The organism is Pseudomonas siliginis, from assembly GCF_019145195.1.
In the GTDB taxonomy this organism is placed as follows: Bacteria; Pseudomonadota; Gammaproteobacteria; order Pseudomonadales; family Pseudomonadaceae; genus Aquipseudomonas; species Aquipseudomonas siliginis.
Map to the genome: position 1 here is coordinate 121384 of NZ_JAHSTW010000004.1, position 21898 is coordinate 143281.

Below are 21898 nucleotides of genomic sequence, written 5' to 3' on the forward strand. Positions count from 1 at the left end.
CCACAGGGGAGAGCGGTGAAACTGTGGGAGCGAGCCTGCTCGCGAAGAGGCCGGTTTATCCGTAAATGGGATAGATACACCATGGAGCCCATCGGGCGTTCAGGTCCGAATGGCAATAAATTCCGCCGTTGGCATGTCCATATATCGCTCGCAGGTTGCCGGGACAACCGCTTTCATCACACATCCTGTAGATCCCTCCAGCGGCTATTGGCCAATAAGGGTCGGGACCATATACAACTTGCATGGCGTGCAGTGCTCTGCTCATTGGTACTGCGCCCGAAATGCTGTATCGCCAGTTGAGCGCCTCTTGGTGTGTCATGCCGTAGCCGCCGATAGCCAACTGATAAACATTCGTCACACTGACGTAATAAGAAAATGAGCTGAATCGGTCCTGTACGGTAATGTACGTATTGCCGTTACGTATGCCCGTGACTTTCCCGTTGCCGTCGACATATGCCACGTTCGGATTACTGCTTCTGTAGGTGATCGGGTGGACGCCTGTAGACGGGACGGCGGCGCGGATTTGGGTATTGTTTGGAAAATCTGCACTGTGAGTGTGGGGCCATGCATAAACCCTCAGTCCTGACAGGGCCATGGCATTGTTGTTGACTTGTAGCGCTCGGCGCAGCGTGAACGAGCGTAAAGGCGAGAGAAGACCGTCGCCATAGAGTGCTCGAATCTGCACGACTGTCAGTACATCGACAACGAGCCCCTTCAATAGTGTTGAAAATTTCCCGTCCTTGTCTGTGGTCAACGTCTCCACCGACTCGCCATTCACCAGAACTTCAACCTGCTGTTCTACGCTTGCAGTTCCCTCGACCGTGACATTCGGATCAACCGTCAGGTCGGTATGCGGAATCTCCCTGTTCTGCGAGTCCTTAATCAGTGTGATGACCGGCTGCAGCTCAACCAGAGATTCGATCTGATAGGTCTGGTGGGGAAATTCCACTGGATTGCCGCGCAACCCCAGGCGCACGGAAAATATCAATGTCGCCGTACTGCCGCTTTTGAGATTTTTCAACACTTCCAGCGTCGGCGTTGACAGTTCCCGTATCAGCCCGGCGCTGGTGACGCTCGCCTCCGCGTTGATGATGACGTGGCGAACAGGGTTGTCTTTGCTGTCGATGCCGATCAGCACCAGCGTCATGCTCTGGCCCGGCCGTTGTCCGTGCCAGAGGTTGACCGCCAATTTGTCTGCGCTGGTCAGTTTTTTTACGTCCAGGATTGCGTTATCAATGCCAATGATTCGCGGTCTCGGAAACCTGGGATCCTGATCAGCGATCAGTTTGAAAGAAACCTCAGTTTCCGGAGAAGATCCGATTTTCTTGCCGTCCTGATTCAGGTTGAATTTGAATCGCACGGTTTCACCGTGAAGCGCCACGATCAGGCGCCTGTCGAACGGAAAGCGGGCTTGTTTGGCCGAATCAAGCTCTACCAGCGGGAAGCGATCAAATCCCAAGGGCAGTGGTGTGCACACCAGACGGACCTTCTCGGTCTTGGCATCGAGATATTCCACCAGCATGCTCGGCAGCGCTGCCAAGGGATCAAGCGGATTAGTGAAAGGCGATACCAGTGAGGGCGGCGTGAGGACAAGCTCCTTGGGATCGCCGATCTTCAACTGCGCGATATCGGAAAAGACTTCACTTTCGCCGGGATTGGTGATGGTGGCCTGCACGGCCAGTCTCGCGCTGGCGTAGGGCTTGATGTACTCGTTCTCGGCCTCGAAAACAATGGGCTTCGAAGGATCGGTTACAAGCTGTCCCCAAGTGAACCGTACCAACTTGCCGTTGATGTCTGTGGTCTGCCAATGCAGCTTGACCTCTGCCCCTTGTTTCAAGGGCCAGAAACTGGCGACATTTATAAAGGCTTTGGCAGTGTCGACTGCCAGCTCACCTTCCACCAGTGGGGTGACCTCCGGTGCTCCCAGTGGCAAGGATTTACCCGCAACGGTGACGTCAGCAGGTTTGGAAAGTTTGGACTGACCTGCTCTGGTCAGGATATAAGTTGCCCGTAAACTTCCACCTATCACATTTTGAATGCGGAAATTTTCCACGGGAAAGTTCAGTGTCTTGCTGTCTACGGTCACCGTTAAAGAATAGGTATGAGTGACTGGCACGTTGTTTCGGGTGAATCCTTCCAGTGTCAGGGCGATCACATCGTTGATCGCAAAACTGCCCGTCAGGAGAATGTTCGTCGGGCCGCCTGCAAGCCAGTCATGGTGTATTACGTCGTCGGCATCGGACTGCTCGAAAATCGGCGCGGTCAGCAGAGTTATTATGGGCTTGAACGGCAGAATGAGCGGTTCCGAAAAACCACTGGAGTTCTCGACAACGTCATAAACGCTCCAGCGCACCACCAGATTGCTGGTTTGTTGCAATTTGCCGAGCAAGTCAGGCGTCAGATTGAAAACGATGTCGGCCGAGTCGTCGGTCACGACGAAGTCCAGCCGAAGCGAACCAAATGTCAGCACGACCGTATCGCCGATCTGCTGATTGAAGTAATGCTTGACCGTGACTTCCATGCCATCTTTGATGACGTTCTGATCGACGATACTTTCCGATGCGATTGGCAGCTTGAGGCCCTGATTGGAAGGCTTGCCGCCGTCAATGTCCGCTTCGCCCGGAGCGGGATGTTTGAACCAGAGTTGTGAGTGTGGCGATTCCCCTGGGTTGCCGCTCAGTCTCGTGACTCTAATCCAGCAATCCAGCCTGACGTCGGTAAACGGCAGGAATTTCTCCTCGAGGGTTTCAGCTGTAATGTAAAAAAGTACGGTTTTAGGGGTCTTTCCATCGGCCTCAAAATCGTCCTCTGTAAGGGCGAAATCAATCACGGACGAAGGGTTGGTGACATCGGGTCTATCGAGGAAGACTTCGATACGGTCACCGAGGGCTTGAGACAGATACGCCGGGAGACTGAAGCCCAATCCGTTAATGTTCTGAGCAACCATGGCGATGTTGATACCGTAGCTCTTGTCAGTTTGCAGCTTGTGCAGGAGTGGTTGCGGCGGATAGAGGGCCAGCACACCGATACCGGAACGCGGCGCAGGAGGGAATATCAGGTATTGTGAGCTGGTCATGAATTTTCGCCTTCCACACGGGGCGCTTACCTGGGCTGTCAGCGCCGATACGGAAGAATTAAGCATGCGACGTTAAAGCGCGCACCTGTCAACTCTGACAGGTGCGGACGGATATCGGATGAACGGTTGTGCCGCCGAAGGTGGGGCAATCAGCGTTTTTTCAAGGTCTTCTGCCGCACTATGTAAACCGTCACCAGCACCGCACTGGTCAGCATGAATCCACGCGCCCAAACCAGCGGCACCAGATAACACGAGAACAGAATGCTCACCCACATCAGGCCGATCGCGTAGACCTTGCCTTTGAGCGGGATGCCGTTGCCTTCGAGGTAGTCGCGAATCCATGGCCCCAGCCGTGGATGTTCGACCAGCCAGCGATAGAAGCGCGGAGAGCTGCGCGCGAAGCAGGCCGCGGCGAGCAGAAGGAAGGGGGTGGTGGGCAGGACCGGCAGGAAGATACCGATCACCCCCAATGCGACGCTGAGCCAGCCGATGGCCAGCAGGACGTAGCGCAACATCAGGGGGCGGTTGCCTATGGGGTTGTCCATAGGCCGGGTCTTAGTGATGACGAGGCTTGAGGATCGCCGGTTTTTCGTCGGGGGCCTGGCACAGCAGGTACAGCGCGGTCAGGGCTTCCGGAATCTGAACGATCATGTCGTCCATCAGGTTGGCGTCCTTGGCGATGTCTTCGAACTCAGGCTGCTCGTCGAACAGGCCGGAACCGACCATGATCGGCAGGAGCATTTCGCTGACTTCTTCTTCGGCGGTTTCGAACCAGGCCGCTTCGCGCAGGAACACGCCCTCCATGAAACCGATGCACCAGCCGCGCAGTTCGGAATCGTCCGGCTCTTCGCCCAGATCCAGTTCGCACGGCAATTCGAATTCTTCATCCGAGGCCAGTTGGCGAGCGATGTGCGCTTTGAGGCCGATCAGTGTGGCTTCGATTTCGGCACGCTGGGCTTCGTCGGCGTAATGCGGTTCTTCGGCGAACAGCGCGTCGATCCACTCGCGCTCCGGAACGTCTTCGGAGCAGATAGACAGCGCGGTCAGGTAGCCGTGGGCGGCGACGTAATCCAGCGCCTCGTCGTGCAGCTCGTCGGCATCGAGGAAGACTTGCAGGCGGGTCAGTTGCTCAGCGAAGGACATTACGGGGCTACCTTGGGGAATAAACAATGCGGGAATTCTAGGCTTTCTTGCGCGCTCTAGCCAGCCGCTTGGCAGATTTGCCCGAATTACCGGGCTTACTGGAAAGTTCAATAACGCTGTGGGAGCGAGCCTGCTCGCGAAGGCGGTATATCAGGCACTTTTCTATCGACTGACAGGTCGCTTTCGCGAGCAGGCTCGCTCCCACAGGGTTTTGTGTGTGGCAGGTTTATCAGTGTCTTCTCAGCGGCACCCTGTGCGGCGAAGGCCTCGGGTATACTGCCGCGTTTTGCGATCCCTGCCGGCGCTGCGCTGGTCATGCAATGTGTTCTTACGTTTTGTTTAAGCAGCCGAGGCTGCTCTGAACCAGCCTGAGCAGGGATGTATCGGTAGATTTTTGGAGTTTTTATGCTCGAACAGGCTCAACGCGTCCTCAAGGACATCTTCGGCTACGACAGTTTCCGTGGCCGTCAGGGTGCGATCATTGAGCGCGTGGCCAGCGGCGGTGATGCGCTGGTGCTGATGCCTACCGGTGGCGGCAAGTCGTTGTGCTTCCAGGTGCCGGCACTGTTGCGCGAGGGCCTGGCGGTGGTCGTTTCGCCGTTGATCGCGCTGATGGACGATCAGGTCGCCACCCTTGAAGAACTGGGCGTGGCCGCCGCTGCGCTGAACTCCACGCTGAGTGCCGAGCAGCAGCGCGATCTCGCTCTGCGGATCAAACGCGGCGAAGTGAAAATGCTCTATCTGGCGCCCGAGCGCTTGGTTCAGCCGCGCATGCTGGCATTCCTGCAAAGCCTGGAAATCGCCCTGTTCGCCATCGACGAAGCGCATTGCGTGTCGCAATGGGGCCACGATTTCCGCCGCGAATACCTGCAACTTGGCCAATTGGCAGAGCTGTTCCCCAACGTTCCGCGCATCGCCCTCACCGCGACCGCCGACAAGCGTACCCGCGAAGAAATTGTCGATCGCCTGCACCTGCAGAACGCCGAGCGCTTTCTGTCGAGTTTCGACCGCCCGAACATCTTCTATCGCATCGTCCCGAAGGAGCAGCCGCGCAAACAGTTGCTGGCGTTCCTCGCCGAGCGGCGCAGCGATGCCGGCATCGTTTACTGCCTGTCGCGCAAGAAGGTCGAAGAAGTTGCGGCGTTTCTCAGCGAGCAGGGCTTCCCGGCGCTGCCGTATCACGCCGGTCTGCCCAACGATCTGCGCGCTTATCACCAGAAGCGCTTCCTCAACGAGGAAGGCCTGATCATGGTCGCCACCGTGGCGTTCGGCATGGGCATCGACAAGCCCAACGTACGCTTTGTCGCGCACCTCGATCTGCCGAAATCTCTCGAGGCGTATTACCAGGAAACCGGGCGCGGCGGCCGTGACGGGCTGCCGGCGGATGCGTGGATGGCCTACGGTCTGCAAGACGTGGTGATGCTCAAGCAGATGCTGCAGAACTCCGAAGGCGACGAGCGGCACAAGCGTCTGGAGCAGCACAAGCTCGACGCCATGCTCTCGCTGTGCGAAGAAACCCGCTGCCGCCGCCAGGCGTTGCTGGCCTATTTCGATGAAGACATGCCAGAACCGTGCGGGCACTGCGACAACTGTGTCGACGGCGTGCAGACCTGGGACGCCACCGAACCTGCTCGTCAGGCCTTGTCGGCGATTTTCCGCACCGGCCAGCGCTATGGCGTCGGTCATCTGGTCGACGTGTTGCTGGGCAAGGACAACGAAAAGGTTCGCAGCTTTGGCCACCAGCATTTGTCGGTGTTTGGTGTGGGCAAGGCGTTGAGCGAGAGCGAGTGGCGCTCGCTGTTTCGCCAGTTGGTGGCACGTGGGTTGGCCGATGTCGATCACGAGGGTTATGGCGGTCTGCGTCTTAATGACAGTTGCCGGCCGCTGCTCAAAGGCGAAGTGAAGCTGGAACTGCGCCGCGACCTGAAACCGCAAGTCACCGCCAAAACCGGCAGCAAGAGCCAGGCCAGCCAGCTGGTGCGCGGCGAGGAACGCGAACAGTGGGAAGCCTTGCGTGCATTGCGCCGCAAGCTCGCCGAAGAACACGGCGTGCCGCCGTACGTCATCTTCCCCGACTCGACGTTGTTGGAAATGCTCCGCAGCCAGCCGACCTCGCTGGCGGAAATGGCCCGGGTCAGCGGCGTCGGCGCACGCAAGCTGGAACGTTATGGCGAAGCCTTCCTGGAAGTGCTCGGCGGCGAGGCGGAGGCGCCGAAGGTGGTCGCCGATGTCCGTCACGAGCTGATCACCCTGGCCCGCGCCGGCATGACCCCGCTGCAGATCGCCGGGCAGTTGCAGTGCTCGGAGAAGAACGTCTACGCCATGCTCGCCGAAGCCATCGGCAAGCAGCAGTTGTCGCTGGAGCAAGCGCTGGATTTGCCTGAGGAATTGATGGGCGAAGTGCAGGACGCGTTTCTCGATGGCGAGGGTGAGTTGCCGTCCGTCGCCGAAGTCGCCGAGCTGTTCGCCGGGCGTGTGCCGGAAGGCGTGCTGTACTGCGTGCGGGCGGCGTTGCAGTCTGAATTCGAGATGTGAAACGACGTATGCGCCAAGCCCCGTGCAGTTGTAACGATTCAGTACAGAGCGACTCTTGCCTATAACTGCCGCCCATGCTTAGCTGACTAATAATTAGATTTTCCGTATTTTCAGTCTAACCGTGAGTGTTTTATGCCGTTAACCGATCAACATCGCTTTGGTATGCAACTGGCCCAGATGTCCCGTGGCTGGCGTGCCGAACTGGATCGTCGCCTCGCCGGGCTGGGCCTGTCGCAGGCGCGCTGGCTGGTACTGCTGCATCTGGCGCGTTTTGAAGAGGCGCCGACCCAACGCGAACTGGCGCAGAGTGTCGGCGTCGAAGGCCCGACCCTGGCGCGCTTGCTCGATAGTCTTGAGAACCAGGGACTGGTGCAACGCCAGTCCGTAATGGAAGACCGTCGGGCGAAAAAAATCGTGCTCTGCGCACCTGCGCTGCCCCTGATCGAACAGATCGAGACCATTGCCACGCAGCTGCGCCACGAATTATTCGAGGGCGTCGATGAGGCAGATCTGAAGGTGTGCATGCGCGTGCACGGGCACATTCTGGCCAACCTGGAAAAATCTTGAGGCACATCCCGGCAGCGATTTTTTGAGAGATCGCGCTGAGCCGACTATAAGAACTACTGGGCAATATCGTGTTCGTACCGGATGTGCGAACGCATAGAAACCGGTTTTGCTTATTTAAGGGATGCTCATGCTCGCAAGTCGGCACGTGCTGCGCGGGGGCGCCAAATGGCTGCTGCTCGCTGGCGTATTCAGCTATTCGACCTGGTCGATGGCGTTGGGGTTGGGCGAAATCACTGTTCACTCGGCCCTCAATCAGCCGTTCAAGGCCGACATCGCGCTGGTCGATGTCGGCACGTTGACGCAAAACGATCTCTCGGCCAGCCTGGCTTCGGCGGATGAGTTCGGCCGGGCGGGCGTCGAGCGGGTGTTCTTTCTCAATGACCTCAAGTTCACTCCGATCCTGCGCGGCAGCCGCCAGATGATCCGGGTGACGTCCGGCAAACCGGTCAACGAACCTTTCCTGAATTTCCTCGTGCAGCTCGATCAGCCCAACGGCCGTCTGCTGCGCGAGTACACGGTGTTGATCGACCCGCCGGGTTCGCCGGGCATCGTGCCCGCCACCGACGAGTCGGATCCGCGCCCGCAATCCTCCGAATTTCCAACCGTCGAACCGGTTACCGCGCCGCCCCAAGCGGCCCAAGGCAAACGCCCTGCGGCGCCTGTGCCGCCAACGCCGGCGCAGCCTGCCAACGATGCGCAGGCCGAGCAACTGGCCGCCAGCGTGCTGCTCACCCAGCAACTGCAAAAGACCCTCGACGAGCAGAACCTCAGGCTGCAAGAGCAGCAAGTGCAAATAGCCGACGGCAAGAAGCAGATTGAAGATTTGCAAACCCGCTTGGCCGAAGTGCAGAAAGCGCCGCCGCCACCCGTTGTCGCGCCGGCTCCGGCCGCTGTTTCAGCCCCGGTCGAGGCGGCAGACGATGGCGTGAACTGGCCTCTGCTTGGCGGACTGATATTGCTGCTGGGCGTGCTGGCAGCGTTGCTCATACGCCGTCGTCAGCAACGTTTGACAGCAGATGGCACGCCGATGCCGCTATTGCCTGTTAGCGCCGAAGACGACGTTGATGAGCCCGAGCTTGAACAATCTGTCGGTGCGCAAACGGCCGCCGATCATCGCGACGAACCCGGTGCCGGCGACGTGCTGGAGGCTGTGGGCATCTATCTGGCCTACGGCCGCCTCAGCGAAGCGGCCGGGCTGCTGCGAGATGCCTTGCACAAGGAACCTGAACGCACCGATCTCGGTTTGCAGTTGCTGGAGGTTCTTGGGCGCCAGGGTGACAGCGCCGCTTACGAACAGCAGGAGAACCGCCTGCGTGCGCTTGGCGTCGATGAGCGCGAACTGATTGAAACCCGCGCTCGCCATCCCAAACTGGCAGGCGCCGCACCGGCGGTATTTGCGGCAACGCCAAAACCGCCCGAACTGCCCGTGGCCTTGGCAGCGACCGCAGCCGCGCCGCTCGCATCGTCGCCCAGCGCTCTCGAGGATGATTTCGAATTGAATCTGGGTGAGCTGTCGATGGATGCAAATTGGGATCTGAACGACAGTCGCACCGATTCCGCCGCACCGCCGATCGATGATCCGGCACTGGGCACCAGCCTGTCAGTGCTCCCCGTCGATTTCGAACTGCCACAGGCTGCATCTGCCGAAGAAGCTGAACTTGAATGGATCCCCGAACCCGACGCCCAGCCGCTCGACGATGACTTCCTCAATGAGTTCGGCGATCCCGAGTCGTCACTGGCGCTGCAACCTCTGGATCTGCAATTGCCCGAGTCCACCGAGACCGACACCGAGGCCGCCGGCAAGCTCGAACAGGCACAGACCTGCATCGACGACGGCGACATCGACAGTGCGATCGCCTTGCTCAATGAATTGCTCAGGGAAGGGGATGAGCCGTTGAAGCAGACAGCAAGGACGTTGTTGGCGGGGATTCGCTGAGCGCCGACGTATTTCGTGTTCATCCGAGACCGCTTTCGCGAGCAGGCTCGCTCCCACAATGGAATGTGCTTTCCCTGTGGGAGCGAGCCTGCTCGCGAAGGCGTCAGAACGTCTGCCCCAGATTCAGGTAAACCGCCTGCTCATCCGCATCATTCAACCCATACGTGAAGTTCAACGGCCCCAGTGGCGTGTCGAAGCCGATAAACACACTCGCGGCATTGATGTAGCCGCTGTCGAATTCATTGTCGTTGTTCCACGCCCGACCGCGCTCCAGCGAGGCGCCGGCGTACAGCGGGAAGTCCAGCGGCAGGTACGAGCGCGGCGTCAGGCGGCGGTAGTACACAGCGCGCATCAGGCTGACATTCTGCCCGGACAGCGCATCCTCACGGAATCCTGACAACTGCCGCGCGCCGCCGAGCAGGAAGCTTGAGGTGACCACATTGGCATCGTCCAGCGTGCGGCCGTACCGTCCGCCGAGAATCAGCGTATCCGGCCCGTGGCTCATGGCCTTGTCGAAATTCAGTTCCCACTGGCGATAGCGCGTGTCCGAGCTCAGCCCCGGTTCGAACTGGGTGAAGGTCAGGCTGACGTCCTTGCCCTCGTGCGGAAAGTAGACGTTGTCCAGCGAGTCGTAGGAATACTTCACGGTATAGAAGCCTTCGTTGAAACTCTCGCTCGGCAGATCCTGATCACCGATGCGCACGTCAGCCTTGCCCCAGGCCTGGCCGACGCCGAGTCGCACTTCACCATTATTGCCGATCTGCCGCCCGAGGTTGAGGCCGAAGCCGTAACGCTCGACGCGATACTGGGCGATCGGATCGTTATCCAGCACCGAGTCAACGTTCTGCGCCTCGAACGACCCGTAGGGTGCGACGAAGTAACGCGAGCCGACGTCCAGCGGCTGATAGAACTCGCTGTACAGCTCCTGCTTGTCGCCGATCTGCGCGCGGGTCAGCCATTCCGCACCGAGGCGGTTGATGCCGTTGACGCGATAGCTCGCACCAAGGTTGAAAGCACTGTCGCCGCGCATGTCGTCCGACAGATTGAGGCCGACCCGCAAATAATCGGTGCCGCTGCGCTTGCCGCTGGCACTGATGACCAAGGTGTGATCCTGGCCTTTGTGCACCACGCGGTAACGCACTTGATCGAAGTAATCGAGGCCGTACAGCGTGCCCATGTCCGAATGCAGGCGGCCCAGGTCGAGCGGCGCGCCGATCGGTTGGCGGATGTAATAGCGAATCACGTCATCGTCGACTTTCGAGTCATTTTCGATGCGGATCCCGGTAATGATCGGCGTGCGTTGCCCAGGCTGGCGGGCGGCGTTCAATTCCGCGTCCTGGGTTTGAGTCGGCTTCAGCTGCGCCAGCCGCGCATCGAGGATCCGCGTGGCGCGATAACCGGCGTCGATCATCTCTTGAGCCTTGCCGAAATCGGTCACGCCGAACGCGGCCAGCGCAGGCTGGATCAACACGTCATTGGCATGCAGAGTCGCCAGTTGTTCTTCGGAGTTGCGCCGGGTCATCAGGGTGATCGACTGATTGAGCACATCGACCACCGTGGTCAGTTGCTTGCGATTGCGCAGAGGTGTGCCGATATCGACGACGATGGCGATGTCGACACCCATTTCCCGCGCGACATCCAGCGGGATGTTGTCAGTCATGCCGCCGTCCACCAACAACCGGCCATCGAGCTCGACCGGGGCGAACACCGCCGGGATCGACATGCTCGCGCGGATCACTTGCGGCAGGTGGCCTTTGCGAAACACCACTTTTTCGCCATTGGCGATGTCGGTGGTCACGGCGCGAAACGGGATCGGCAGTTTGTCGAAGTCGCGGGTGTCGCTGGTGTGGGCCAACAGGCTTTCCAGCAGCAGTGCGAGGTTCTGGCCCTGAATCACCCCCAATGGCAGGCCGAGGCTGCCGTCGTCGCGGAAGCTGAGTTTCTGCTTCACCAGAAAATCGCGGTCGTCCTGTTTGCGGCGAAATGGCACGTCCTCACGCGGCGGCGCGTCGGAAAGCGCCGCTTGCCAGTCGATGCTCAGGGCGAGTTTTTCCAGTTCGTCGATCTTGTAGCCCGAGGCGTACAGGCCGCCGACTACCGCGCCCATGCTGGTGCCGGCAATCGCGTCGATCCTGATGCCTTGTTCTTCCAGCGCCTTGAGCACGCCGATGTGCGCCAGCCCGCGCGCAGCGCCGCCGGACAGCACCAGGCCGACTTTCGGTCGTGGCGCTTCACTGGCGTGAACCAGCAGGGGAAGGAAACCAAGCAGCAGGCAGAGCAGCAAACGGCGCATTGTGAGTCTCGGGGCAAGCGGTAAAGCCGGCTATTATAGCGGCGCCCTCTGTCTCAGGAGTTTCAGCGATCATGACCGTCGCCAAAGCCGAAGTTGTCATTACTTATTGCACCCAATGCCAGTGGCTGCTGCGCGCGGCGTGGCTGGCCCAGGAACTGCTCAGCACCTTTGCTGACGACCTGGGCAAAGTGTCGTTGGTGCCGGGCACCGGCGGGGTGTTTCACATCACTTGTGCGGGTGTGCAGATCTGGGAGCGCAAGACCGACGGTGGTTTCCCTGAGGCCAAGGTATTGAAGCAGCGTGTGCGCGATCAGATCGATCCTGACCGCGACCTCGGCCACAACGACCGCACTCAGTGAGAGGCGGCCTCGGCGGCGACGGTTGTCTTGTCGCTGCCGCCTGACATCCGCGCCGACACCACAATCGCGACGATGATCAACGCGCCACCGATGAGCATCCGCAGGGTCGGGGTTTCACTGAACAGCAGCCAGGCGAGGGTGATGCCGTAGACCGGCTCCATGGCGAACACCACTGCCGCCGTGCGTGCCTTGATCACCGCCAGACTGGCGACGAACAGGCTGTGCGCCACGCCCGTGCAGAACACCCCGAGCAGGGCGATCCACAACCAGTCCAACGCTTGAACCTGACTCAACTGCGGCGCCGCGACCGGCAACAGACACAATGCCACGACGACGTTCTGGCACAACGCCGCCTGCACCGCCGGGATGCGCCCGGAGCTGGCGCGGTTGGTCAGCGACAGCAGGGAAAACAGCAGGCCGGACAACACTGCCCAAAGCAAGCCGACGGTCGCGCCGCTGCCCAGATCGAATGCGGGCGTGACGAGCACCAGACCGATGCTGACCAATACCACCAGGACGATTTCATTGGCACGGATGCGTTCGCGGAAAATCAGTCCTTCGAGAATCACCGTGAACGCCGGGAAACTGGCAAAGCCCAAGGTGGCGATGGCCACCCCGGCGATCTTCACGGATATGAAGAAACTCACCCAGTGCCCGGCCAGCAACACGCCGCTGAGGGCGAGGCGCCGCCAGTCCACGGCCTGAAGTTTCTGCCAACCATGCTGGCTGGCGAAACGGGCGAAAAATGCCAGGGCGAGCACGGCGAAAGCTGCACGTCCAAATACGATCACAGCAGGGGATGCGGCAGCGAGTTTGCCGAACACACCGGTCAGGCCAAACATCAAAGCGCCGATATGCAGAGCGCCGAGGGCGGTACGCGGAGTCATTGCATTCCTTTTTTCAGGTTCAACTTCATGGGGCCATTGAACCGCGTCTCGGCCTACAAGTCTGTCGGCAGGCTATCGTCTTTTGTCGTAGGAATCGCGCCGGAGATGTCCGGGCGACGAGCCGAACTCACGTAGGACTGCGGCCGAGAACGCACTTTGCGAGCTGTAACCGACGCGACTGGCTACTTCACCAATCGGTAATGCAGTGTCGCGCAGCAGTTGCACCGCGAGATGCAGGCGTCGACTGCGGATGTAATCCATCGGCGTCTGTCCGCATTCGGCCATGAACCGAGCGTGCAGGCGCGCACTGGACAACCCGGCCACGCGCGCCAGGTCGGCCACTTGCAGCGGATAGCCGGCGTATTGCTCGATGTGCGCATCCAGCGCGGCGTAGGGCAGGCGACGCGCGCCGAGTTCGGCAGGTTGCGCGTGATTGAGACTGGCCAGCAGCAACACTGCGCCTTGCTGCGCTATCAACGGATCGCTGACCGGACTGTTCGCCAGCCAGTTGACCAATTGGCTCTGCCCCGAGTCCAGCGACAGCCGCCCCGGATGATCGAGCAAGCGGCGACTGGCCTCGGCATGCGCGCCCAGCGACTCCTGCACCCATTGCCCTTCAGGGATGTCGAGCACCAGGCAGCTGCTGCCTTGGGGACTGTCGCAGGCATGATGAGCGCCGGACGGAACCACCACAACACTCTGCTGACGCACTTGGCTGCCACAGCCCTCGACCTCGAAATCCAGCGCACCGGACAGCCCGAACACCAACTGCGCGTGCTCGTGGCTGTGCACAATCAGGTCATGGGTGTACTGGCGCAGGGTGAGGATCGGTCGCATGGCAGGTTGTCTCCGAAGTGGCCATCAGTCTACACCGCCGTACGCCGGATGCGCTGTCACACGACTGACTCACGCTTGTCACGGTCGATTAACCGGGCGCGCGCAAGCTGGCGAAAACATCGCAGAGGGTTGCCCATGACCAGCGCCGAGCTCGCCCGACCCAGCCGCAAACAACGGGTGCGAACCCTGTGGATCTCCGATGTGCACCTGGGCACCCGGGATTGCCAGGCCGAGCACTTGTCGCAATTTCTCAAGGGCTACCACGCCGACAAGGTCTATCTGGTCGGCGACATCATCGACGGCTGGAAACTGCGCAGCGGCATGTACTGGCCGCAAGCCCACACCAACGTCATCCGCCGCCTGCTGACCATGAGCAAGCGCGGCACCGAGGTGATTTACGTCACCGGCAACCACGACGAATTCCTGCGGCGCTATTCGAAACTGATTCTGGGCAATATCCAGTTGGTCGACGAAGCGGTGCACGTTACCGCGGATGGCCGGCATTTGCTGGTGATTCACGGCGATCAGTTCGATGTGATCACCCGCTATCACCGCTGGCTGGCGTTTCTCGGCGACTCGGCCTACGAATTCACCCTGACCCTCAACCGCTGGCTCAATCACTGGCGTGCCCGTTATGGCTACGGTTACTGGTCGCTGTCGGCGTACCTGAAACACAAGGTCAAGACCGCCGTCAGTTTCATCAGCGACTTTGAAGAAGCCATCGCCCACGAGTGTGTGAAGCGCGAACTGCATGGCGTGGTTTGCGGGCATATTCACCATGCCGAGATTCGCAAAGTGGGGGAGGTGGACTACCTTAATTGCGGCGATTGGGTCGAGTCGTGCACGGCGCTGATCGAGCATTGGGACGGCACGATCGAGTTGTACCGGCTGGCGGATGCCCAGGCGCGGGAGGCGGAGCTCAGGGCTGCCAAGGTTGCCGAGATCGCTTAGTTCTCGGGTGTTTGAAAGGTCCTCATCGCTGGCAAGCCAGCTCCCACAGGTTTTGTTAACGGCACAGAACCCTGTGGGAGCTGGCTTGCCAGCGATGAGGGCAGAACAAACAACATCAAGCGGGGCTGTGTTCTTGCATCGCGGCTTTGTAGATCGAGTTCTTCGGTTGCGCAAATAGCCTTTCCATCATCGGCTCGAAGAAACTCAGCGGCAGCGTGTCGTACGCCGGATCAAACGCCGCCGCGTCGTATTTGGCGCAGAACTCGGCAGTGGCGTGGAACTGCGGATGATCCTTGAATTGCTCGCGCAAGTGCCGGTCCATGCCCAGGTGATGAAAGAAGTAATAGCCCTGAAAGATGCCGTGCTTCTCCACCATCCACAGATTTTCCGCACTCACGAACGGCTTGAGAATCGCCGCGGCGATGTCCGGATGATTGTAGGAACCGAGGGTGTCGCCAATGTCATGCAACAGCGCGCAGACCACGTACTCCTCGTCTCGCCCGTCGCGAAAGGCGCGGGTTGCGGTTTGCAGTGAGTGGGTCAGGCGATCCACGGGGAAACCGCCAAAGTCGCCCTCAAGCAGCTTCAAATGCGCGAGGATCCGCGACGGTAGCTGTCTGGCATAGGCACTGAAGTCCGCGGCGATGATCGCCCAGTCTTCCTCGGTGCCGTCTTTCATGTGGGTGAAGCGAGCATGGGCACTCATCGGCAGACCCTCATTCAGAACGCCACGCGACCGAGAATCATGTCGCGGTACATGACGAAATCGCCGAGCAGGCTGTACAGCGGATGCTGAAACGTCGCCGGGCGGTTTTTCTCGAAAAAGAAATGGCCGATCCAGGCAAAGCTGTAGCCGGCCAGAGGTAGCGCGAGCAACAGCAGCCAGGCGCCTTTGGCGATGCTCAGGGCGAGAATGAAGATGACCAGAGAGGTGCCGATGAAATGCAGACGACGGCAGGTGCTGTTGCTGTGTTCGGCGAGGTAATACGGATAGAACTCGGCGAAGCTGTTGAACTGCTTGATGTTTTCCACGACCGGGCTCTCTGTGGTGATTGTTCTGGCGACAAGTTGTTCGGCGGGGAGCTTATTTGAGTCTAGAGTGATCATTGGCGTGGGCCAGTGACAATCGGCGCCACTTTAGTATCCTTCGCAAATAGGGCGGTTATCTGCAGCCCGTCATGTAAAAGAATAACAACCATGAGCGAACGAACGACTTCTGCAAGCTGGGCGATGGGGATTGTCAAAGCACTGGAGATGGACGGCCTGGATTGCCGGGTTCTGTTCAGACAACTGGGGCTGGATTTCAGTGCCCTGGAAGATCCGGATGCGCGCTTCCCGCAGGATTCCATGACCCGGCTCTGGCAGCGCGCGGTCGAGGTGTCCGGCAACCCGGCGATCGGCCTGAACATGGGCAAAGTGGTGCGCCCGGCCTCGTTTCACGTCGCCGGCTATGCGCTGATGTCGAGCAATACCCTGGCTGAAGGCTTCCAGCGTCTGGTGCGCTATCAACGCATCATTGCCGAAAGCGCTGACCTGAGCTTTCGCCTGCTCGACGAAGGTTATGCGCTGATTCTCACCGTGCACGGCGATCATTTGCCGCCGACCCGGCAGAGCGCCGAAGCGTCACTGGCCTGCGCGTTGGCGCTGTGCGGCTGGCTGACCGGGCGTCCGCTGCACCCGGTCAAAGTGTTGGTTCAGGGCGATCAGCCGACAAATCTGCAACCTTATAAAGAAGCCTTTCACGCACCGCTGGTGTTCAACGCGCCATACGACGCGTTGATCTTCGAACGGGCCGACATGGAGGCGCCGCTGCCGACAGCCAACGAAGCCATGGCGCTGTTGCATGATCGCTTTGCCGGGGAATATCTGGCACGGTTCTCCGAAAGTCGCGTGACGCACCGGGCACGCCAGGTGCTGTGTCGTTTGCTGCCCCAGGGCGAGCCCAAGCGCGACACCGTGGCGCAGACGCTGCACCTGTCGCAACGCACCTTGCAGCGGCGCTTGCAGGAGGAGGGCACCAGTTTTCAGCAGTTGCTCGACGACACTCGGCGTGAACTGGCCGAACAATATCTGGCGCAACCGAGCATGACCTTGCTGGAAATCGCCTACCTGCTGGGCTTTGCCGACCCGAGCAACTTCTTCCGCGCGTTTCGCCGCTGGTTCGACACCACGCCCGGCGAGTACCGCTTGCGCCTGGCGCAGGTGCCAGATGCGGTCAATGACGCCAGAACGCCGGAATACACAGCACAAACACCGTAATGATCTCCAGTCGGCCGAGCAGCATGCCGAACGACAGAATCCATTTCGCCGCATCCGGCAGGGTCGCGAAGTTGCCGGCCGGGCCGATGGTTTCGCCCAGACCCGGGCCGACGCCGGACACGGTGCTGGCGGCGCCGGTCAGTGCGGTCATCCAGTCGACTCCGAGCAGCGACAGCAGCAGGGCGATCACGCAGATGGTGATGGCGAAGAAGAACGAGAAGGTCAGGATCGAACGGACAATTTCTTCGTCGAGGCGGTGACCGTTGTACTTCTGCTTGATCACCGCGCGCGGGTGGATCAGCTGATTGAGGTTGGCCTTGAGCAGGATATAGGCGACCTGGAAACGGAAAATCTTGATCCCGCCCGCCGTCGATCCTGAGCAGCCGCCGACAAAACCCAGATAGAAAAACAGCATCAGCGAGAAGTTGCCCCACAGGCTGTAGTCACCGAGGGCGAAACCGGTGGTAGTGACTACCGAGGTCACGTTCAGCGCCACATGCCGCAATGCTTCCAGCCAATGCAGCTTGGTGGTCCACCAATACCAGGTGCCGAGCACCAGCCAGGTCACCAGCAACATTGCCAGCAAACCCTGCACCTGTTGATCCCTGATCAACGCACGGCGGTTGCCGCGCAGCGTCGCCACGTAGAGGGTGAACGGCAGGCTGCCGAGGATCATGATGACAATCGCCACCCAATGAACTGCCGGTTGCGTCCACTTGGCCAGCGACTGGTCGGAGGTCGAGAAACCACCGGTGGAAATCGCCGACATCGCGTGGTTGATCGCATCGAACGGGCTCATTCCCGCCCACCAGAACGCCAGGCTGCCGAGAATGGTGATACCGACGTAGGCCGCCACAATCAACCGCGCCACCATGTGCGAACGCGGCATGACCTTTTCCGAACGGTCCGAGGATTCGGTCTGGAACAGGCGCATGCCACCGATGCGCAGCAGCGGCAGAATCGCCACCGCCATGCCGATGAAGCCGATGCCGCCGATCCAGTGCAGCAGCGAACGCCACATCAAAATCCCCGGCGACATGTTGTCCAGGCCGTTGAGCACGGTGGAGCCGGTGGCCGTGATGCCGGACATGCTTTCGAAGAACGAGTCGGTGTAGCTGATGTGCTGGGTCAGCAGAAACGGCAGCGCGGCGAAAATGCACACCACCAGCCAACTGCTGACTGTCAGCAGGTACATGTCGCGCGGGCGCAGGTGAATGTGTTCCGGTCTGCCGGGGATCACCAGAGCGAGGCCGGCGACAAAGGTGATCATGCTCGCCCAGAGGAACGACGGCAGGTCGCTGGTGCGCTCGAAAATCACCAGCGTGGCCATCGGCACGACCATGGCCACAGCCAGCGTGATCAGGAAGATGCCGATGATAAAACCAATGATCCGTAAGGTCGGCAACGCCATGAAATCCGCTCGGGCTGGTGGGAGAAGGGCGCCATTCTACCTGCGGGGCAAGGCATGTAAACCGGCAGGCGCTGCGCAGTTGCAGCTAGAATAGCTGCACATTTTTCAAAGGAGGTGGCCGATGCAGGCTCTCGACGCGTTGCTCAACCGTGTTTCCGTTCCCCGCCTGGTCGAACCGGCCCCTACTGCCGAGCAGCGCGAAGCCCTGTTCGGCGCGGCCTTGCGTGCCCCGGATCACGGGCATTTGCAGCCGTACCGCTTTTTGACCGTCGAAGGCGCGGCGCGTGAGCAAATGGGCGAGTTGCTGGCCGAGGCGGCCCGCCAGCAGGGCGGCGAAGTCACCGACGCGATGATCGACAAGGCGCGCAACGGCCCGTTGCGGGCACCGCTGGTGGTTGTAGTGATCGCGAAATTGCAGGAGCACGTGAAATACCCGAAGGCCGAGCAACTGCTCACTGCCGGCTGTGCGGCCCACGGGATTTTGCTCGCGGCGTATGCGCAGGGGATTGGCGCGGTGTGGCGCACCGGGGATCTGGCGTACTCGAAGCATGTGGCCGAAGGTCTGGGACTGGTGGAAGGCGAGGAGGTGATCGCGTTCCTCTATCTCGGCACGCCGCAGAAAGAGCCGCGGGTGGCGGAGAAGGTTGATCTGGCTGAGTTCGTCAGCGCTTGGCCCGGTAAAGCCTGACCCGATTTCAAACTGTGGGAGCGAGCCTGCTCGCGAAGACGGAGTGTCAGTGGTCATATTGGTTGACTGACACACCGCTTTCGCGAGCAGGCTCGCTCCCACATTTTTTGCTTCAGGGCTGGACCACGACTCCCGGTACCAAAGGCAATTCCAGACTCGCCACAAAGCCACCCTGCGGATGATTGGCCAGCGTTAGCGTGCCGCCATGCCGTTCCGCCGCGCGTTTGGCAATCGCCAGCCCCAGGCCATGCCCGGCAGCGGTCTGCCCCGGCGCCCGGTAGAACGGCTCGCCCAACTGACTCAGATGTTCGGTCTGCACCCCCGGCCCGTGGTCGCGCACGCTGATGACAATCCGCTCTCCCTGCCGCGCAGCCTGCAATTCGATCGGCTGATCGCTCGGGTTGAAGCGCTGGGCGTTGCGCAGCAAATTGTCCACGGCGCGCTCGATCATCGTCGGCCAGCCTTTGAGATTCAGCTGCGGCTCGGCTTGCAGGCGTACGGTCTGCTCGGGGGAGCTGAGCTGCGCATCCTTTTGCAGCGTGGCGAGCAACGCATTCAGGTCCACTTCTTCAGCGCTGGCGTTGTCGGCATCGACTCGCGCCAGCACCAGAATTTCACTGATCAACGCCTCCAGCCGATCGCATTCGCGGGTCAGGCGTGGCCACAGTTTTTCGCGCTCTTCAGGGTTGGCGCGCTCGGCCAAAGCCAACGCGATGCGCAGGCGCGCCAGTGGTGAGCGCAGTTCATGGGAGACATCGCGCAGCAACTGGCGCTGACTGCCGATCAGGCTTTGCAAGCGCGCACCCATGCGGTTGAAATCGGTGGCCAGCACGCCGAATTCGTCGCGGCGGTTGGCCAGTTTCGCCAAGCTGTTCTGCTGATATGTGGTCTGCCCCAGATCATGCACCGCGCCGCGCAAGCGACTCAGTGGGCGGGTGATGGAGAAAGTCACGAGCAAACTGAACAGGGTCAGCACCACCAGCGCGATGCCCAGCGCGCTCAGCGGCCAGAGCAGACTTTCGCGGTGCCAGGCGTCGAGTTCCGGGTGCGGGATGCGGTAGATGAACAGGTAGGTATCACCGGTTTTTTCACTGGTGATCTCGTCGGTCAGACGCCGCCATGGCAGGCGGCGGTCATCGTTGTTCTGCCGCGCTTCGAATGCTGCGGCGCGGCGCGGGAAGGTGCCACGCACCACCGGATCGCCGGTTTCGTTGAGCACTTGAACGTCGATGTGATACTGACGTTTGCGTTGTTCGAGAATGTCCTGCGCGGCTTCTTCGCCTTGGGTTTCGTAAGTCTGCGTCCATTCTGCCGCCAGCGTGTTGAGGCCGGGATGGCGGCTGAGAATCCACGCGTCCTGATTGAGCATGTGCCCGAGCAGAATCGACAGCCCGGCTACCAGAGCGATGGCCAGCCAGAAGCTCGCAAGAATCCGCCAGAACAGTGAACGCACAGAAACTCCTCGAAAATCACACCGTTCAAATGTGGGAGCGAGCCTGCTCGCGAAGGCGTAGTGTCAGTCAATTCATCGCTGGCTGATACACCGCCTTCGCGAGCAGGCTCGCTCCCACATTCGATTTGAATGGAACAGGCCCGACGAGGTGAGTCGTCGGGCCCAGGGTCAAGCCATTATTGCGCCTTTTGCGCCTGCTGCGCTTTCCAGGCCTTGAACTCGGCCCATTCGGCGCGGCGTTCGGCGCGTTTCTTCTGGATCTCGTCGAACTGCTTCTGTTGCTCGGGCTTAAGCAGTGCGCGGACATCGGACTCGGCTTTCTTGTGGTTGGCCGCGATCTCGTCCTTCATGGCTTTCTGGTCGGCCGGCGAGAGTTTTTCCAGGTACTTGTCGACCACCTGCTTACGCTCCTGCATCTGCTCGCCCATGATCTTGCGAATCTGCTCGCGCTGTTCGCGGGTCAGGTCGAGCTGGCTGTACGGGCCTTTGCCGTGCATGCCGCCGTGCATCTGACCACCGTGGCGCGGGCCATCCAGCGGACCACCGAGCGGACCGCCATCTTGCGGCATGGCCATGGCCACGGTTGGCAGAGCGGCAGCGAACATCAGAGCGATAAGAGTCTTGCGCATGGTGTATCTCCTTGTCTCGTTCCCGGTACGTTCCGGATGAGTTCAGATTACGCAGATCAAGGTCAGCGGCGGTCAGCGCAGCGTAAAGCTTCGGTAAAGACGCTTCGTGCCCGGCCTTACACATATCCAGTGCAGGAGGTGCTGAAGGCTGCGATCTTTTGGATAATGCACGGGCCCAGGCTGTGATCCTCATTTAGACGACATTGTCGCTCAGCGAAAGAACAACGGCTGCGTGCCTTAACAAAGCGAATACCGAGCTTCCCTATGACTAATAAAACGTTTACCAGGCAACTCGGCCCATGGCTGATGGCAGCTTTATCGGTCAATGCGATTTTTTTGGCATTCCTGATTTTTGATCAGGGTTCGCAGGGGCACGATAAGAAGATGATCAAAACTAAAGAACCGTTGCTGATCGAGGGTCCAAACGGCGACGAGAATTACTACGTGCTGCCGCAGGGTACTACGCTATATCACGATAAAAGCTTTCCTGAAGGGCATGATCGTTATGTGGTGTATCTCAACCATAAGGGTACGATTGCCCACGAAGAAGTACCGATGAAGCCTGAGTACGGCGGTTCTTTCATTGATCCGCTCTGGCTGGCAAATGTTGATGCGAATACTTTGCAAGAAATTTTCAAGCGTTTTCCACTTTCCAAAAAAGACATTGCCGCTGCCATTAAGGCCAACGAGATAACCAAGGACGATTTGGCCGACATTATTCGTTCGATGCCCGATTAACCGGTTAAGAGGCACCGAAGGCAGCGATCTTCAGGCTGTGGTACGCGAAACTTCCCAGGCCGCATTCCTTTGCTGCGCGTGGGAACGATCAGACACCACAGATCCAAAGCCAACCACCCGCTCCTAACCACTCAAC

19 protein-coding genes are annotated in these 21898 nt (G+C 60.0%); 8 read left to right on the forward strand and 11 right to left on the reverse strand.

Translation table 11 applies throughout. The annotated features are described in order from the left end of the window. Window positions 1-55 precede the first annotated feature (55 nt). The 3 genes from KVG87_RS10145 to KVG87_RS10155 all read right to left on the reverse strand — a co-directional run bounded on the left by KVG87_RS10145 (window position 56) and on the right by KVG87_RS10155 (window position 4219). On the reverse strand, window positions 56-3076 hold the full coding sequence (locus KVG87_RS10145; protein ID WP_217850569.1) for an Ig-like domain-containing protein: 3021 nt from the start codon (window positions 3074-3076) through the stop codon (window positions 56-58). A gap of 149 nt (window positions 3077-3225) precedes the next feature. Further along, window positions 3226-3621 (reverse strand): YbaN family protein, encoded by a 396-nt coding sequence (locus tag KVG87_RS10150; RefSeq protein WP_056783699.1) that lies wholly within the window; start codon window positions 3619-3621, stop codon window positions 3226-3228. A 10-nt stretch (window positions 3622-3631) separates the two neighbouring features. After that, window positions 3632-4219: a UPF0149 family protein gene (locus KVG87_RS10155; protein WP_101158594.1), complete on the reverse strand. Its 588-nt coding sequence runs from the start codon at window positions 4217-4219 to the stop codon at window positions 3632-3634. Between the two features lie 405 nt (window positions 4220-4624). On the opposite strand from KVG87_RS10155, the gene recQ reads away from it, so the two are divergent. From recQ to KVG87_RS10170, 3 genes are all read left to right on the forward strand, one after another. Continuing rightward, a complete protein-coding gene (recQ, locus tag KVG87_RS10160) occupies window positions 4625-6754 on the forward strand; it encodes a DNA helicase RecQ (protein ID WP_024012058.1) in 2130 nt (709 codons plus the stop codon). A gap of 132 nt (window positions 6755-6886) precedes the next feature. Then, window positions 6887-7321, forward strand: coding sequence for a MarR family transcriptional regulator (locus KVG87_RS10165; RefSeq protein WP_016771142.1), 435 nt, complete (start codon window positions 6887-6889; stop codon window positions 7319-7321). Window positions 7322-7448: 127 nt separating this feature from the next. After that, a complete protein-coding gene (locus KVG87_RS10170; RefSeq protein ID WP_217850570.1) occupies window positions 7449-9257 on the forward strand; it encodes a motility hub landmark protein FimV in 1809 nt (602 codons plus the stop codon). A gap of 103 nt (window positions 9258-9360) precedes the next feature. Here KVG87_RS10170 and KVG87_RS10175 read toward each other — a convergent pair whose 3' ends face one another. After that, a complete protein-coding gene (locus KVG87_RS10175) occupies window positions 9361-11550 on the reverse strand; it encodes a patatin-like phospholipase family protein (RefSeq protein WP_217850571.1) in 2190 nt (729 codons plus the stop codon). Between the two features lie 71 nt (window positions 11551-11621). On the opposite strand from KVG87_RS10175, the gene KVG87_RS10180 reads away from it, so the two are divergent. Then, window positions 11622-11909, forward strand: a complete 288-nt coding sequence (locus tag KVG87_RS10180; protein ID WP_076566525.1) for an Rdx family protein — start codon at window positions 11622-11624, stop codon at window positions 11907-11909. Here the strand turns inward: KVG87_RS10180 and KVG87_RS10185 are convergent. Together KVG87_RS10185 and KVG87_RS10190 are read right to left on the reverse strand one after the other, a co-directional pair. After that, the gene (locus KVG87_RS10185) at window positions 11903-12796 is read right to left on the reverse strand and encodes a DMT family transporter (protein ID WP_217850572.1); all 894 of its coding nucleotides are present in this window, start codon (window positions 12794-12796) and stop codon (window positions 11903-11905) included. The genes KVG87_RS10180 and KVG87_RS10185 overlap by 7 nt on opposite strands. Before the next feature lie 72 nt (window positions 12797-12868). Continuing rightward, window positions 12869-13633: an AraC family transcriptional regulator gene (locus tag KVG87_RS10190; RefSeq protein ID WP_076566529.1), complete on the reverse strand. Its 765-nt coding sequence runs from the start codon at window positions 13631-13633 to the stop codon at window positions 12869-12871. A gap of 135 nt (window positions 13634-13768) precedes the next feature. Here KVG87_RS10190 and KVG87_RS10195 point away from each other — a divergent pair, with 135 nt between their 5' ends. Next, window positions 13769-14584, forward strand: coding sequence for a UDP-2,3-diacylglucosamine diphosphatase (locus KVG87_RS10195; RefSeq protein ID WP_076566531.1), 816 nt, complete (start codon window positions 13769-13771; stop codon window positions 14582-14584). A 115-nt stretch (window positions 14585-14699) separates the two neighbouring features. Here the strand turns inward: KVG87_RS10195 and KVG87_RS10200 are convergent, their stop codons facing one another. Both KVG87_RS10200 and KVG87_RS10205 read right to left on the reverse strand, forming a co-directional pair. Continuing rightward, window positions 14700-15290, reverse strand: a complete 591-nt coding sequence (locus KVG87_RS10200; protein ID WP_041478978.1) for an HD domain-containing protein — start codon at window positions 15288-15290, stop codon at window positions 14700-14702. Between the two features lie 14 nt (window positions 15291-15304). Then, window positions 15305-15616, reverse strand: coding sequence for an Mpo1-like protein (locus KVG87_RS10205; RefSeq protein ID WP_016771135.1), 312 nt, complete (start codon window positions 15614-15616; stop codon window positions 15305-15307). A 165-nt stretch (window positions 15617-15781) separates the two neighbouring features. On the opposite strand from KVG87_RS10205, the gene KVG87_RS10210 reads away from it, so the two are divergent. Then, window positions 15782-16843 (forward strand): AraC family transcriptional regulator, encoded by a 1062-nt coding sequence (locus tag KVG87_RS10210; RefSeq protein ID WP_217850574.1) that lies wholly within the window; start codon window positions 15782-15784, stop codon window positions 16841-16843. Here KVG87_RS10210 and KVG87_RS10215 read toward each other — a convergent pair. Beyond that, a complete protein-coding gene (locus KVG87_RS10215) occupies window positions 16800-18254 on the reverse strand; it encodes a TrkH family potassium uptake protein (RefSeq protein ID WP_024012066.1) in 1455 nt (484 codons plus the stop codon). The genes KVG87_RS10210 and KVG87_RS10215 overlap by 44 nt on opposite strands. A gap of 121 nt (window positions 18255-18375) precedes the next feature. On the opposite strand from KVG87_RS10215, the gene KVG87_RS10220 reads away from it, so the two are divergent. Continuing rightward, window positions 18376-18942 (forward strand): nitroreductase family protein, encoded by a 567-nt coding sequence (locus tag KVG87_RS10220; protein ID WP_217850576.1) that lies wholly within the window; start codon window positions 18376-18378, stop codon window positions 18940-18942. Between the two features lie 112 nt (window positions 18943-19054). Here the strand turns inward: KVG87_RS10220 and KVG87_RS10225 are convergent, their stop codons facing one another. Then, the gene (locus tag KVG87_RS10225) at window positions 19055-20395 is read right to left on the reverse strand and encodes a sensor histidine kinase (protein ID WP_130929585.1); all 1341 of its coding nucleotides are present in this window, start codon (window positions 20393-20395) and stop codon (window positions 19055-19057) included. 176 nt (window positions 20396-20571) lie between these two features. Further along, a complete protein-coding gene (locus tag KVG87_RS10230; protein ID WP_217850578.1) occupies window positions 20572-21024 on the reverse strand; it encodes a Spy/CpxP family protein refolding chaperone in 453 nt (150 codons plus the stop codon). 264 nt (window positions 21025-21288) lie between these two features. On the opposite strand from KVG87_RS10230, the gene KVG87_RS10235 reads away from it, so the two are divergent. After that, on the forward strand, window positions 21289-21762 hold the full coding sequence (locus KVG87_RS10235; protein ID WP_217850580.1) for a hypothetical protein: 474 nt from the start codon (window positions 21289-21291) through the stop codon (window positions 21760-21762). The last annotated feature ends 136 nt before the right edge of the window (window positions 21763-21898 follow it).